Here is a 14,201-nt window from a genome sequence, read left to right as displayed (position 1 = left end):
CCCGTGGCGGGCCTCGACGCCGTGCGCGTCATTCGTGGTGTCCGCGCGCCCGGAGGACGACACCTGTCGCGAGACTCCGGCCCGCGGCGCCACCAGACTGACGGCCTGGACGAGGCCGCGACCCGCGGCCCGCACGAAACAGCGGATGGACGTCCCACATGGAACACCGGCAGCTTCGCGATTTCATCGACGGGCGGCAACACCTGTACACGGCGGCAGACTTCGTCGACCGCGCCTTCGACGATGTCGAGTACGCACGACGACTCGGCGAACTGCGCCGCCGACTGCGGGCCGCCGGCGTCGATGTCGCCGTCGTCACCGCCCCCGACACGATGGCCTGGCTCCATGGCTACCGCTCCCGCTGGTACCGCCACCACTCCTCGACGACGCTGCCCCCCACCCAGTGCACCGTCGTCCACGCCACCGAGGACCCGGTTTTCATGATCGAGGTCCCCGATCACATCGGACTGGTCAGGGCGACCTCCGTTGTCGAGGACATCCGCGCGGTTCCCGTCGGCAACGGGCTCGCGGAACCGACGCTCGACGAGTATCTGGCCTTTCTGCCCGCCCAGCTGGCCGAACACGGCTGGCGTGACTGTACGGTCGGGCTGGAGTTGTGGAGCTGTCTGCCCAACCCGGCGATCACCCGCCGTATCGAGGCGGCGCTCCACGACACGGGATGCCGCACCGTCGACGTGTCCGTACCCCTGCGCCGGGCCAGGTGCGTCAAGTCCGAGGTCGAGATCGCCAAGCTCGAACGTGCCCAACACGCCTGCGACGCGGGCCTCGCGGCGTTGCGGACGCACGTCACCGCCGACACGACCGAACTCCAGGCGTGGGCGCTCTACATGAACGCCAACGTCGGCGCGGGTGGCGAACCGGCGGCGCTGCACGAGACCATCGCGTCCGGGCCGCTCATGCCCTCGCTGCACCGGATCAGCTCACGTCGCCCACTCGGTGCCGAGACCCTGTTCCACGCCGACGTCGCCGGCGTCTACGACGGGTATCACGTACGCACCACCCGCCCGTACTTCATCGGTGCGGCTCCTCGCGAACTGCACGATCTCACCGGGGTTGCGGCCGGCGCCTACGACGTGCTCCGCACGTACGGGCGGGTCGGCAACAGTTGGGGAGAGCTGACGGCGCGGCTGAACGAGTACCACGCCAAGACCGGCCTGGGCGGCGGCGCGTGCGGCTACGAGCTCGGGCTGAGCGTCCCGCCGGCCGACTGGGTCGGGGAACTCACCTGGGGTATGGACGAGTCGGTCGACTCCCCCATCGAGGCCGGCACGGTCACGGACGTGGAGACCTGGAACACCGTGGCGCTCGTCGACACGGTCGTGTTCACCGACGACGGGCCCCGGTTCCTCTCCGCCCTCGCCCCCGAACTCCAGGTGGCGGACCGATGAGCGCGGAGTACGCACGTCCGGGTCACACCCCGGCACCGCTGCCGACACCGCCGTGCCGCGAATCGACCGTCGACACCGGCCGGGGCGGCACGCTGCTGATTCGCGAATGGGGTCCGCGCTCGGCACCCGCGGTCATCCACCACCACGGGACGCCGAGTTCCAGCGCGGCCGTACCGGGCGGCTGGCACGGCCCGGACCGCGCACGCGTGCGGGTGGTCACCTTCGACCGCCCCGGATGGGCGCGCTCCCACGACCAGCCGGGGCGAACGGTGGGCGACGCCGCCCGGTGGACGGAGCAGGTCGCCGACGCGTGCGGCATCGGTCGATTCGCGGTCATGGGAGTCTCGGGCGGCGGACCGCACGCACTGGCCGCCGCGGCGCTGTTGGGCGACCGGGTCGGCGCGCTGTGCGTCAGCGTGGGGCTCGGCCCGGTCGAGGCCGACGGATTCGACACCACGGAGGGCATGTGCGCGGAAACCGTCGAGGAGATCACCGCCGCCCGCCTCGGCGAGGTCCCGCTGAGAAGGTTCGTCGAGGCGGCCGCCGGCGGCGACGTGCCCATGGACGCGTGGTTGGCCCAACTCCCGGCGTCCGACCGCGAGATCCTCACCCGCGAGGCCGTGCGCGCCGAGGAGGCGGTCGAGGAACGCGAGTGGGTGGACGGCGGGCTGAACGGCTGGGTGGAGGACGACCTGGCCCTCTTCGGCCGGCCGTGGGGATTCGATCCGTCGGCGGTGACCACGCCCACGCTGCTCGTGTACGGAGGCGCCGACGTTCTGGTGCCGGCCTCGCACGGCGCCGCCTACCTGACCCTGCTGCCCCATGCCGAACTGCGGGTACACCCCGATGCCGGTCACTGGATGACGGACCACGACCAGGACGCCCTGTCCTGGCTGACACGCCACCTAGCGTGATGCCCACACGGACACCCACACCCACACCGACGCACCGGCGGAATGACGGAACGACGGAACGAGCAACAACGCCCCACCGTCCGCGATCGTCGACGACACCGAACGCATCACCAAAACCGGCCTCGACACGATTCGCCTGGACCACCTCGCCGAGACACACCACCGCCCCACCCCCGGCCACACACCAACCACCACCCCCGGAATCACACCGACGGGCAAGGCGGTATCGGGCGGGCGCCCGTTCGTCGCTCGTGCGCTTCATCTGCCCGGCCGGTACGGTGCTCGACCCGAGGATTCAGCGATCGGGTCGGTTCTCGCTGCGGGCGATCTCGTATCCGGCGGCGGTGGGGACGTCGGCGGCCAGGGGCAGTTGGTCCAGGCGGGCATGGACCGGTTCGCCGGTGGGCGCGGGCACCACGAACCTCGGGTCCCCGTCGGAGGGGCCGTCCGGAGGTCGCGAGCGGCCCGGACCAGGGCCGCCACCCGGGCGTGGGGAATGCGGCGGGCCCGGGGCGGGGAAAGACGGTCGGCAAGCAGGGCCACGATCGCCGCAGGCGGGGCCAACGCGCGGGTCAGCAGGAGGTGTTCGCGGTGCATACTCATCTCGAACGGTTCGGTGCTCGTGTGCGGTGCGGGTGCGACGGCGGCGACAACCGGTCTCCGGTCCAGGGCCACCGGGGGCTCGAACCGGTCGGGCGTGGGGTCTACGAGGTGGCCGGTGTTCACCAGCCACACCAAGGTGTGTCCGTGGAAGACGTCGCCACGCAGGCGGGGTTCGAGGGTGCCGTGGACGGTGGTGGAGCCGTCGCGGGCGTCGGTGATCGTCAGCTCCGCGACACGCACCTCGGCGCGCAGGCCCAGGTGGGCGTCGTCGAGACAACGTTGGAGGGGGTCCCCCATCTGTGTGGCGTGGTAATCGACGAACAACGGCGGCAGGCACACCAAGTGCGCGGATTCGCTGGTGTCCGCGTCCAGGGCCGCGAACAGGCGGGCGTACGCCTTCTCCTCGCTCGTGAGCGGACGCGGCGGCTGATCCTTGCGCGGCCCGGACCGCGATTCGGCTCGACGTCGACCGGACAGCTCGCGGCGGCGGCGGGACTTGGGCACGACGGCGACGCCGGCGGCAGGGCGGGGGTCGTGGCACGGACATCCGGGTATTCGATGGGGCCTCGGGTAGGTCGGACGCGACGCCTTCGGCCGGATCGCCGGTCGACGGCCGGGAAAGCCCGAACGCGCGCGGCATCTCGTGGGCGGCGAACCGCAGCGAGGCCTCGTCCGGGCCGCCGTGCCGGGCCGACACGACGCGCACCACCGAACACATCGGGACCGCCTCGCCGGGCCTCACCGCGGTCGTATCGTCGCTGCTCGAGTCGCATCGCTCTCGTGACGAACGAGAACGAGAGCGTGCGGAGCATGGTGCTGGGGGACGTCGAGATCATCCGGGTTGTCGAGTGGTACGAACCGTTCCTGCCTACCTCCGACATGTTCCCGGGAGCTGCCGCCGATGTGTGGAAGGACAACGAGGACTGGCCAGCACCGGACCACCGGGAGCCGGACGGCGACTTGGCGGTGCTTGCTTTGCAGAGCTGGGTGTTGCGCAGTGCGGGCCGGACCGTCCTGGTCGACACCGGAGCGGGGAACGGGCGTGAGCAACCCGGAATGGGGCCGTTCCACCACTCGCACAGTGATTTCCTCCACCTCCTGGCGAGGGCCGATGTCCGCCCGCAGGATGTCGACGTCGTCATCAACACCCACGTCCACGTCGACCACGTCGGCTGGAACACCGTCGACGCGGACGGGCAGTGGGTACCGGCGTTCCCCAACGCCCAATACCTCATTCCCGGCGACCGGGCCGTCTTCGTCGGAGATCTGCTGCACAGCCCGGTGCAGATCCTTGAGCCCTGTTGCAACAGCAACGCCTGCCTGGCCCCCGAACAAGCGGTGACCAGTCGCCGTCGGATTCTGGGGAGGGCGGCTGATGAACGGGAGTTGCTCGTTCCCGCGCACTTCGGTGGCGCCGGGGCCCTGGAGGTACGACGGGACGGGGACCGGTTCGCGCTCGGTCCATGGGCAACAACCAGCGGGAAGAAGAGTGCGTCCGCTTGCGCGTGATGTGATGTGGGTGCTCGTGGGGGCCTGGTCGATGGCCAGTGGGCGTCGATCGAGCCGTTGTTGCCGGATCGCTGGTCACCGACCGCCGCTTCGCCGGAGCGGGGGCCTCGGCGCCGCGCTGATCGAGGACGTACGCCGGGAGGCGACCCGTCGTGCCGTCGACCTGATCCGGGTCGACTGCTACGCCGGCGGCGACGGCGCGCTCGTCGAGCAGTACCGGACATTCGGCTTCAGCCCCCTGACGCAATTCGCGGTCGAGCGCCCCGGACATCCGTCCTGGCCCGGTCGGTTGCTCGGTATGCGCCTGAACTCCCGGCAGCGGTAACCCTTCACGACCCGCGATCGTCGAACCGACCCCGAGTGCGGGGGACGACCCCTCGGCCGGGGCTCCCCCGCGCCCGGCGTGGCCGCTTGTGCGCCCGTCTGCCCAACCGTCTCCGGGGCCGCCCGCACAGCCGCTTGCGTGACCACCGATCGACGCTGCGCGACCCGTGGGCAAGTACTGGGCAAGTACTCGGGATCGCCCACATGTTACTCACGAGTATGCCGTGACTTGTCACGCGATCACGCCTAGAACTTGTTCTCACTCTCCCCCCAGAGTGAGGAACGTCACATGAGCGATTCCGCCATGCACAGAAACAGTTCCCAGGGTTTCTCGCGCCGCGCTTTCATTACTGGAACCGGTTCCATTCTCGGCGTCGCGGCCCTCGCCGGTCGCGCCGGCGCGGCCCGGCCGACGGCGGCTGCCGCCGCGGCCTCGATCCCCTCCGGGGCAAACGTCCCGGCCCTGGTGATCGGCACCGGATACGGCGGCTGTGTCGCCGCACTGCGTCTGGCCCAGGCGGGCGTCGACGTGCACATGATCGAGATGGGCATGTCCTGGGACACCCCCGGCCCGGACGGCAAGATCTTCGCCAACACCACCTCCCCCGACGCCCGTTCCTTCTGGCTCCGCACCAAGACCAAGCAACCGCTGAGCAACTTCCTCGGCTTCCCCATCGACCGGGACATCCCCAAGTACACCGGCATCCTGGACGCCGAGGAGTTCGCCGGCATCACCGTCTACCAGGGCCGAGGCGTCGGCGGCGGCTCGCTGGTGAACGGCGGCATGGCGGTGACCCCCAAGCGGGAGAACTTCGGCGCCATCCTGCCCTCGGTGAACGTCGACGAGATGTACGACACCTACTACCCGCGCGCCAACGCCGGTCTGGGCGTAGCCACCATCGACCCGGCCTGGTTCGACACCACTGACTGCTACCAGTACGCCAGGGTCGGCCGCAAGCACGCCCAGCGCTCCGGCTTCCCATTCGTATTCGTGCCCACCGTGTACGACTGGGACTACATGAAGCAGGAGGCCGCCGGAGCCGTCCCCAAGTCCGCGCTGGCCGGTGAGATCCTCTACGGCAACAACTACGGCAAGAAGTCCCTGCAGAAGACCTACCTCGCCCGGATCAAGGACACCGGTCGGGTCACCATCTCCTCGCTGCACAAGGTCACTTCGGTCACCCCGGCGGCCGGCGGCGGCTACACCGTGGTGATCGACCAGACCGACACCAGCGGTGCCACCACCCTCACCAAGACCGTCACCGCCGCCAAGGTCTTCTTCGCCGCGGGCAGCGTCGGAACCAGCAAACTGCTGGTCCGGCTCAAGGCCACCGGAGCACTGCCCGCGCTGAACGGCGAGATCGGCCAGGGCTGGGGCGACAACGGCAACGTGATGTGCGGCGGGGCCAACCACCTGTGGGATCCCACCGGTTCCCTCCAGGCCTCCATCCCCACCGGCGGCATCGACAACTGGAACGCCGGCGGCGCGTTCGCCGAAGTCGCCCCGTTGCCCACCGGCATCGAGACCTACGCGTCGTTCTACCTGTCGATCACCAAGAACCCGAACCGCGCCCGGTTCTCCTGGAACGCCGCGACGGGCAAGGTCGAGTTGAACTGGCAGACCTCCTGGAAACAACCGTCCATCGACATGGCCAAGACCATCTTCGACAAGATCAACGCGAAGGAGGGGACGATCTACCGAACCGACCTCTTCGGCACCTACAAGATCTGGGGCGATCACCTCACGTATCACCCGCTCGGCGGCGCGGTGTTGACCAAGGCCACCGACAACTACGGCCGCCTGCACGGATATTCCGGCCTGTATGTGATCGACGGCGCGCTGATCCCCGGCAACACCAGCGTCAACCCGTTCGTCACCATCACCGCCCTCGCCGAACGCAACATCGAGAAGATCATCGCCACCGACCTGTGACACCGCCCTGACCGCGCGCCCCGGTGAGCCTCACCACCCCCGGTGCGAGCGCGATTCCGGGGCCGTCCGGACCCTCCGGCCGGCCCCGGGCCCGGGGCGAACGCCGCGCCGTCGACATCGCGGCGCACCCCGCCACACGGCATCATGCGCGCGTGATCACCATTCATCCGAAGTACCAGATCGACGCCGACAAACCGGCGGACTTCGAGGGGTACGGCCGCCGCTGAGTCGGCCTGGTCAACCGCTTCGGCGGCACCCATCACGGCTGCTTCCTGCCCGGCGAGGGCGACCGCGACATCGCCTAAAAGAGCGCTTTGTCGTGCGAATCGTGTTTGGTTCCGGGTTCAGGGGTCGCGCCGGTTCGGGGTGCTTTCATGGGTGAGTCGTCGACTCATGAGGTCGATCATGGCGAGGTGGATCATGGCTTCGGAGCGGTGTGGGTGGGTTTCGTAGTCGCGGGCGAGGCGGCGGCGCTGCATGAGCCATCCCGATGGGTGGGCCGCGCGACGAGGTTCTCGCCAAGGGCGAGTCCTTTTCCGCACGGCCTCCCGCCGAACCGGACATGACGGTTTCCCTGTCATCCGGCTCTCCAGTGACTACTGCGTGAGTGGTTCGGCAGGCCGTTCCGAATGGATTCGGTCATGGCAAGTATCGTGGTGTACTTGCACATTGCCCTTGCTTCCGCAGATCTCGCAAGTATCCGCCAGGAGCCTCGCGATGAGTTCCTTCTGCGGATAGTCCACTCGGACCGGGTCACGATCGGCAAGTGCTTCCGCCCGTTGCCGTTGGAGTGGAATTCCACCGAACCGTGCGACCAGTGGTTTCCTGTGCTTCCGTTCGATTCGGACCTCAAAAGCGATGCGGGCCCGTTCGGTATTTCGAAGGTGGTCCTCTTGTACTTCGTTGCCATCTTCGACACCGTTGAACGATGCTTTCCTGCCAAGGCCTTGAGCATGGAAGTCTCCATGACCCAGCGCAGGCGATGCAGCCGGTGGACATCACCGGCACGCAGGTAGTACTGGATGATTCCCCGGTAGACGGTTCCGAAGGTGGCGACGATGGTGTGGTCGTCGCTGTTCATCAGGGCCGTTTGCTTCGCGGGTTTTCCGCGAGCAAGGCAGGGGGAACATTTGGCCTTGATCACATCCAGTGGGACGCGCAGCGCAATCTGGCCGTTGACCACTCGTCGGCCCCGGGTGATTTTGGTGCTGTTCTGCCGAGTTGTGATCTCGTAGCCGAGGAACCGTGCCGTCTGGGTTCGGGCATGGGTGATCAGCGTCTTTTCCTTGGAGAGTTCCAGCTTGAGTTCGTCACGCAGGAACATCGCCAGTCGCTGTTTGATTTCCTCGGCCTCGGCCTTCGGTCCGGTGGACCCGAGCAGGTGGTCATCTGCATAGCGGACATAGCGCAGCCGCCTGAACCCCGGGTCATCAGGATCGGCGCTTGGAAGGCTGTGCATCTGCCGGCGCAGTCTGCGGGCCTCGGCCCGGTCACCGCGCCGGCGTGTCCTTGCCAGTGCATTGGCCACCGCGAGGTATTCCGGGTTACCGGCCCGGCGTTCCCCTCGGGTGTATTTCGGAATCAGTCGTGGGGGGGACGCGGGGCGTCGGGGTGTGTCCCGGAGCCGGTACTTCCCCGGTTCTCGGGTCGCGGCCCGGGAGTTGGGGCCAGACCGGGTCCGGATTCGGGGATGGTGTCGATCGAGAGGACGCGTGGTGTGTGGACCGAAGCCGAGGCCGGTGTCGACCTCGCCGCGGTGTGGGACGGCACGGTGGCACTGAGCACCTTCGAGAACATCAACGCGCTCACGATGTTCCACCACGCGGAATCCGGGGACGTGGTGTGCGGGTTCGACCGGCCCCGGGACCGCTGGGGCACCGACCCCGATCGGCTGGTTCCCCACCTGACCCGCGCGGGCCTGCTGCTCCCCGACGGAACCCAACACGACCACGGCATCGACGAACGACAACGACTCCTCCACCGCATGACGCACACCGAGTTCGGCACCACCCTGCCCTGCGCGGACGTCGAGCTCGGCGAACTCCTCGCCGCGATGTACTGAACCCGGCCTTCGTCCACGACACCCGATCGGGCACGGCACGCCCCGACGACGACGGTTCCCCCCGCGCGGTCGGGCGGCAGATCGGCAACCGCGTATCCGCCGGCGGCATCGGTACACGCCGGGGCCGTTCGTGATCGGCACGACCCCGCGCCGCGACGACCGTTCCCGACAACGCCGAACAACGCGCCCCACGCGAGGAGTTCACCCGCACGCGGTTCGCCGAACGTCGAACGCGCTCCGGTCGCGGGCGTCCGCCTGCGCGGGGAGGGCGGGCCGTGCGATGCCTCGACGGTCGCGGGCCGCCGCCCGGTCGCGCGGTGGATCCGTCACACGCGTGTCCGCTCCACGGCGTCGGAGCGTGTCGCCCCGGCGTGCCCGGGGCCCGGTGAATTGTCGGACACCGGCTCTACGGTGGGGTTATGAGTGCCCGGGACGGTATCGCGTGGCTGCGCGAGGCCCACGAGCTCGGAACCGACTACCGCGTCACGTTCGCCCGCGGTTTGGAGCCCCCGGAGTTGCTCACCCGCATGGGCTGCGACCCCACGACGGCGGTGCCGATGGGGCTCGTCGACGCGACCGAGACCTACTTCGACACCGGCGTCGAGACGATCCGCGCCGGCACCTCCCACGGATGGGCCTATGCCGTGGAGACCACCGGGAACCGCGGATTCAAGAAGGGTGTCCTCGATACGGTTTCCGCCGGCACCGAGGCGGTCCTCGTGTACAGCGACTGCAACCCCGTCGCGTACCTGATTTACGCCCGGGACGGCGAGGTCGTGTGCGGTTTCGAGGAAGAGGCTCCCGAAGATCGCTTCGGCACCGACCCCGACCGGCTCCTCCCCCACATGATCACCGCCGGGCTCCTCGCCCCGGACGGCACACCCGTCGACGACGACACCCAGGCGCGCGGATGCGAACTGCGCATGGCCGAGACCGTGTTCGGCCTCGACCTCCCCCACCACGACGTCGTCCACGGCCCACTCCTCGCCGCCGGACTGCGCGAAGGACTCTCCGCACCCCTGCCCGTCGACACCTCGCCGCCACAACCGATCCCCGTCCACGACACCGGGCCCATCACCCCGACGGCCACCGCCATCGCCGCCGAACCACCCGGCGAATAGACCACGGCAACGCGTTCCGCTCCCTCCAGACCTCCCACGGTGCCCAAACACCGACCCCGACCACTCCCGGAGCCCCCGACGTCGGTGTCGTGATGCGCGTCCACCGCGCCGGTCGCGTGTTACCCGGCCCGTACTCGTCGCGGGGGGTAGTTCGTCCGCATCGCCTTCCGGGCAGGCGCAGTCGCCGGGAAGGCGCGACGAAGTGTCACGTGGGAAACCGACTCGCGACCTCACCGGGCCCGCCCGGCCCGCACGCCCTGGGCATGCGGAGCTCGGCCGGGTTCCGGGTGTCGGATATCAGCCGCCGAGGTCGAATACGCCCCATGCGGTGAACGGCTCGGCCTGGACGTGGATCCTGCTTCCTCGGCCGACGACGCGTCGGGGGCCGGGGGCGGAGCCGTCGGGCTGGGTGAGCAGGCCGACGTCCGTCGGCTCGACGGACGCTTCGGTGAGCCTTCCGTGGGCGAGTCGGTCCCGCTCGTCGCCGTAACCGCCGTAGAAGGCAACCCGGTCGCCGTGGACGGCCACCGCCGTGGCGCCCCGGACGCGGTTCGACCACACCCTCACGGGCCGGTCGGTGCGGTCGGGGCGTATCTCGACGAGCGGGAAGTCCGTGTACGGGCAGGCCCAGGCCGTGGTGCCCGACACGTTCAGGGCGTAGCAGTCGAACAGGCCGGGGATGCGGGCGTCGTCCGACGTCCAGGCGAGCCGGCCCGTGGCGCTCCAGCGGCGGATTCCGTCCGGGTTCTCGTCGAAGTGTGCGACCCAGAGGTGGCCGCTCTCGTCCACGAGCAGGTGTTCGATGGCGTCCCCGACGGAGAACGATGTGGTCTCGCGGCCGAGTGCGTCGAAGATCTGGACCTGGTTGGCGTCCTCGTCGCGGCGGGCGCGGGACGCGGCGACGACGAAGCCGCCGTCGGGCAGGCGGTCCAACCGCGGCCAACGGGGGCGCACGGCGCTCAGTTCGGTGAGTTCGACGGTGTCGTCCGGGTGGACGGAGACGACCAGGGCGTCGAACGGCGGGAGATCACCGCCGGGCTGCGGGGCGGATTCGGCGAGCAGCCAGTGGGCGACGCCGTGGACGTCGACGGTACTGGTCAGGACGTGGCGGTCGTGGTGCGCTCGGGGCAGGTGGGCGTAGGGAACGAGGGCGGTCTCTTGCATGGGCGGGCTCTCCCGGGTGGATGTTCACGGCCGTCGGACGCTGCGATGGGCGGCGGTCGGCGGGGCGCGAGCGGCGGGGAGCGGAGCGGGGCGCCTAGACGGCATGGCCCTTTCTGGTGGTCACGAGGCGATCATCCTCGACGCCCGACCCCGTGACAAACCGTTTCGGGGCATCCCGATGCCCGACTGTTGTCGGCGCCGCTCCGTCCGATCGGTGAACGGCACCTGCGGGGCCGGTCGTTCGAGTGCCCGCGTCGGGTCCTGCATGGCGCGCCGGCGCCCGATCGGTTCCCCGGCCGAACGACGACTCGGGCGACGACCGGGCCCCGAACCCGCGTGTGGAGTTGTCGGTCGAGTCGTTGCCCGCCGGTGCTGACCCCGGCGCCGATGCGGATGTCGCTCGGCGTGCGTGGCCACGAGGTCAGCGGGTCGTCGGGGTTCGCGGCGTCGAGTGCGATGTCCACGGGGCATCGCGGCACTCAATGATCCGTCGTCGTGGGTTGTTGACGAACTCGGGTTTTTGAAGGGGTTTTGAACGCTAAGACCTTTTGAGGATCGTTCGTGTCGGTTTCCGAGGTCGGCTGCACTGATGGCCGAAGTCGTGTGTGTACAGGGCCGTTGTCGACGGGCCGAGTCGGTCCGGAGCGGGGCGGGTGGGGGGTGTCGGGTCATCGGTAGGCGGCGACGGCGGAGAGGTAGACGGCCGGGCCGGTGGCTGCGGCGCCGCGGCGCCGGTGAGGGTCGCCTGGGGAATGCCGGCACCGGATCGGTGGGCGAGCAGGCCGGCGGCGACGGCGAGGTTGAGGGCGGCGGACAGGGCGAGCGGCAGGGACACGATCTGCAGCGGGCTCATAGCGTGAACTCCCGGTGGTGGTGGCGGGCCCGGGCGGGCCGCGCCGGACGGGACCGACGCTGGCCGTCCAGTCGGCCATCCCGCAGGAGTCCGCAGTGAATCGGCTGCTTCGCGAGCCGAAGTTGCCTGTGCCGGCAAGACCGTCACCGTCGTCGTCGAGGAGACCTGCTTCCGCGTTCTCGACGGCGAGGTCGAAATCTCCACACACCCGCGCAAGGACCGGCCCATGATCCGCTTCATCGCCTCGCGCTGACCGTCAACCATCACCTGGAACCGTCAAGCATCACGCGAGACGCCGTCAAACATGTTGCGGAACCAAACTGTCAAGCATGTCCCCGGGCCTCACAAGCAGGGAGGACTCAGAGGCCATTGACAGATTGTCGATGGCGGGAGCGGCGGTGGACCGGACGACCGCGTTGCCCGTGAGGTCGTGGGAGGGTCCGCACCGCTTCCCGAGGCGACCGTACCCGTCCGCATTCGACTGACCGCCGAGCACACACGTCATGTAAGTGCCTCCATTCTGTTGCTCGGCATCGAAAATTCGAGCCACATTCACCCCCACGGAGCATCGCGATTTCTCGCCACCGGAACCCCGGCCACCAAGCGGTCGGCATCCGCGGTGGTCGCCAGGGGCGAGCCTCGATCAGGATCGGAGTCGTCCGCTCACGAGTTCGGCGAGTTCCCCGTGAGGGACCTCCGTGTTCGAGAGAATTTTGCTCCACACGGCGGGGTCGATGTCCGGGTTGGCGGCGGCGGCGTGGAACAAGGCGTCGTCGACTTCGATGCCCCGGTAGACAGCCGAGGCCAGGGGTGGGGGGATGTGGCTGCCGTTCATGAGGCTGGTCAACAGCCCGGCCGGCAGTCCTTGGCGCAACCGCAGCGTGCGGGTCACATCCTCCGGGAAGTCATGGCGGTTCAGGACCGCATACACGAATGCGTCGGGAACGGATACCCCGTCCAGGACGAGGTTCAGAAGGTTGTCGATGTCCGAGACCCAACGCGTCGTATCGGAGCCCGAAGCGCGCCCCGGCATGTCCGCGAACCCGCTTCGCTCACCCGGGGGAACGATCACGGGCGAGTCCCCGTTTTCCACTTCGTCCAGCAAAAGGTTCGGGATGGTGTAGCCGCGGTCGATCGCCTTCCACAGTTGTGGCGGGATGTAGCGCTCCGCCGCCAAGGCGTGGGTCATCTGCGCCGGTGTGCGTTTGCCGGCCAGCACCCGGCGTTCCTCGGTGTGCGCGGTCTTGCTCAGGAGCCGTTCGGCCAGGGCCTCCGGAAGCTCGTTGCCGACGACGACCATTTGTTCGAGGTCTCTCGGTACGTTCCGCCCGGCGAAGTAGGCGCGAAGCAGGGCGAGAGGAGGTTCCGTACGAGGCCCGACCGCGGCCGGATTGGCACTCGTGAGGTAGCGCGACATCACATCGGATGGCACCTTGTGGGCGTGCATCAGCTGTGCGGCGACGTCCTTGGGCACGGCGAACGTCAGGCGAACGTCCTCGGTCAGGGTCCGCGACGGCGCCTGCTCGTTGACACAACAACCGAAGCACGAGCACACCCCGGATGCCGGGACACCGTCGATGCGCACGTGCAGGGTGTACTCGACCGCGAAACGGAAGGCGCCTCCGCGATAGTTGACCTCTCCGATCGTCTCGCGCGCCTGCTTCGTCGTGTCCTCGCTCCCGTGCTTGCGGGCGTGGGAGATACCCGCCACGATTCCGCCGCTCGCGAGTGGGGCCCGGCTGACCTCGGACGGGACGTTGGCTGAGGCCGATACGTCGCCCTTGTAGGTGGTAGTCGTCTCGAGCGCCAGTTTCGTACCGATTTCCCTGAGGTTCTTGTCGGCCAACTTGTAGTCCGTATCCGGGAGGTACCCGAGCGGGACGAACGATCCGCGCGATGTGAACCACACCTCGAGGATGCTGCCTTGGGCACCCTTCGACGCTTTCGAGGTGACCGTGTGGTGACGGGACAGGACGTCCCGCCCGTTCGAGCGCAGCGCGTTTCGACTCAACAGGTCGTCCAGACCTTTCCGGTCGACGCCGAGGTTTGCGGTGTCGACCTCTGTTTGGATCATCTCGACGAGGTCGAGATCGCTCTCGATGTCGAAGGCCGACGGTGGGATGGAACTCGGCTGCCGAAGTGGATCCGGGTTTCGTTCGGGCGGGCGGGTCGTAACGTCCGCTTCGGGACTGCGGGCCGGTTGCGTCCGGGACACCAGTGGTCGGGACTCCGGCCCCCGGGTCGAGGAAGGCATGGTTTGCGAGGATGTGCTGGTCAGGCGGCGTTTCGTTGGCACTACAGACTCCGGA

Annotated in this window: 10 protein-coding genes and 2 pseudogenes; 8 read left to right on the top strand and 4 right to left on the bottom strand. The window is 68.9% G+C overall.

Annotated elements, in window-relative coordinates; all coding sequences use genetic code 11:
* Positions 1 to 158: 158 nt before the first annotated feature.
* From EMA17_RS47195 to EMA17_RS54955, 6 genes and pseudogenes are all read left to right on the top strand, one after another.
* Positions 159 to 1,409 (top strand): M24 family metallopeptidase, encoded by a 1,251-nt coding sequence (locus EMA17_RS47195; RefSeq protein WP_126643406.1) that lies wholly within the window; start codon positions 159 to 161, stop codon positions 1,407 to 1,409.
* Entirely contained in the window at positions 1,406 to 2,323 is a 918-nt protein-coding gene (locus EMA17_RS47190) for an alpha/beta fold hydrolase (protein ID WP_126643405.1), read from the top strand. The genes EMA17_RS47195 and EMA17_RS47190 overlap by 4 nt, the downstream gene beginning before the upstream one ends.
* Before the next feature lie 1,413 nt (positions 2,324 to 3,736).
* Positions 3,737 to 4,435 carry an MBL fold metallo-hydrolase gene (locus EMA17_RS47175; protein WP_371863236.1) on the top strand — a complete coding sequence of 233 codons (699 nt, stop codon included), beginning with the start codon at positions 3,737 to 3,739 and terminating at the stop codon, positions 4,433 to 4,435.
* Positions 4,416 to 4,760: a GNAT family N-acetyltransferase gene (locus EMA17_RS52340; protein WP_160161825.1), complete on the top strand. Its 345-nt coding sequence runs from the start codon at positions 4,416 to 4,418 to the stop codon at positions 4,758 to 4,760. The genes EMA17_RS47175 and EMA17_RS52340 overlap by 20 nt, the downstream gene beginning before the upstream one ends.
* Before the next feature lie 288 nt (positions 4,761 to 5,048).
* On the top strand, positions 5,049 to 6,692 hold the full coding sequence (locus EMA17_RS47165) for a GMC oxidoreductase (RefSeq protein WP_126643401.1): 1,644 nt from the start codon (positions 5,049 to 5,051) through the stop codon (positions 6,690 to 6,692).
* Between the two features lie 152 nt (positions 6,693 to 6,844).
* Positions 6,845 to 6,994 (top strand): annotated as a pseudogene (locus EMA17_RS54955) (NIPSNAP family protein); the annotation flags it as partial.
* A 42-nt stretch (positions 6,995 to 7,036) separates the two neighbouring features.
* Here the strand turns inward: EMA17_RS54955 and EMA17_RS54950 are convergent.
* Both EMA17_RS54950 and EMA17_RS54945 read right to left on the bottom strand, forming a co-directional pair.
* Positions 7,037 to 7,180 (bottom strand): annotated as a pseudogene (locus tag EMA17_RS54950) (IS5 family transposase); the annotation flags it as partial.
* A gap of 89 nt (positions 7,181 to 7,269) precedes the next feature.
* Entirely contained in the window at positions 7,270 to 8,220 is a 951-nt protein-coding gene (locus EMA17_RS54945; RefSeq protein WP_246127342.1) for a group II intron reverse transcriptase/maturase, read from the bottom strand.
* Between the two features lie 189 nt (positions 8,221 to 8,409).
* Between EMA17_RS54945 and EMA17_RS54940 the strand changes: the two genes are divergently transcribed.
* On the top strand, positions 8,410 to 8,754 hold the full coding sequence (locus EMA17_RS54940) for a DUF6461 domain-containing protein (RefSeq protein WP_246127341.1): 345 nt from the start codon (positions 8,410 to 8,412) through the stop codon (positions 8,752 to 8,754).
* A 419-nt stretch (positions 8,755 to 9,173) separates the two neighbouring features.
* Positions 9,174 to 9,875 carry a DUF6461 domain-containing protein gene (locus EMA17_RS47145; protein ID WP_126643400.1) on the top strand — a complete coding sequence of 234 codons (702 nt, stop codon included), beginning with the start codon at positions 9,174 to 9,176 and terminating at the stop codon, positions 9,873 to 9,875.
* A gap of 297 nt (positions 9,876 to 10,172) precedes the next feature.
* Here EMA17_RS47145 and EMA17_RS47140 read toward each other — a convergent pair whose 3' ends face one another.
* Together EMA17_RS47140 and EMA17_RS47135 are read right to left on the bottom strand one after the other, a co-directional pair.
* Entirely contained in the window at positions 10,173 to 11,039 is an 867-nt protein-coding gene (locus tag EMA17_RS47140) for a hypothetical protein (RefSeq protein ID WP_126643399.1), read from the bottom strand.
* Between the two features lie 1,496 nt (positions 11,040 to 12,535).
* On the bottom strand, positions 12,536 to 14,188 hold the full coding sequence (locus EMA17_RS47135; RefSeq protein ID WP_126643398.1) for a hypothetical protein: 1,653 nt from the start codon (positions 14,186 to 14,188) through the stop codon (positions 12,536 to 12,538).
* Positions 14,189 to 14,201: the final 13 nt, after the last annotated feature.

The sequence above is a fragment of the Embleya hyalina genome, assembly GCF_003967355.1.
GTDB classification, from domain to species: domain Bacteria; phylum Actinomycetota; class Actinomycetes; order Streptomycetales; family Streptomycetaceae; genus Embleya; species Embleya hyalina.
The sequence above is the reverse complement of the archived record's forward strand: the minus strand, read 5'-3'. Positions and strand labels throughout refer to the sequence as shown.

What these genes read in the sequence shown, in the direction of transcription:
- EMA17_RS47195 (WP_126643406.1), top strand. Translation starts at nt 159, where the DNA reads ATGGAACACCGGCAGCTTCGCGATTTCATCGACGGGCGGCAACACCTG.
- EMA17_RS47190 (WP_126643405.1), top strand. Translation starts at nt 1,406, where the DNA reads ATGAGCGCGGAGTACGCACGTCCGGGTCACACCCCGGCACCGCTGCCG.
- EMA17_RS47175 (WP_371863236.1), top strand. Translation starts at nt 3,737, where the DNA reads ATGGTGCTGGGGGACGTCGAGATCATCCGGGTTGTCGAGTGGTACGAA.
- EMA17_RS47165 (WP_126643401.1), top strand. Translation starts at nt 5,049, where the DNA reads ATGAGCGATTCCGCCATGCACAGAAACAGTTCCCAGGGTTTCTCGCGC.
- EMA17_RS47145 (WP_126643400.1), top strand. Translation starts at nt 9,174, where the DNA reads ATGAGTGCCCGGGACGGTATCGCGTGGCTGCGCGAGGCCCACGAGCTC.
- EMA17_RS47140 (WP_126643399.1), bottom strand. Translation starts at nt 11,039, where the DNA reads ATGCAAGAGACCGCCCTCGTTCCCTACGCCCACCTGCCCCGAGCGCAC.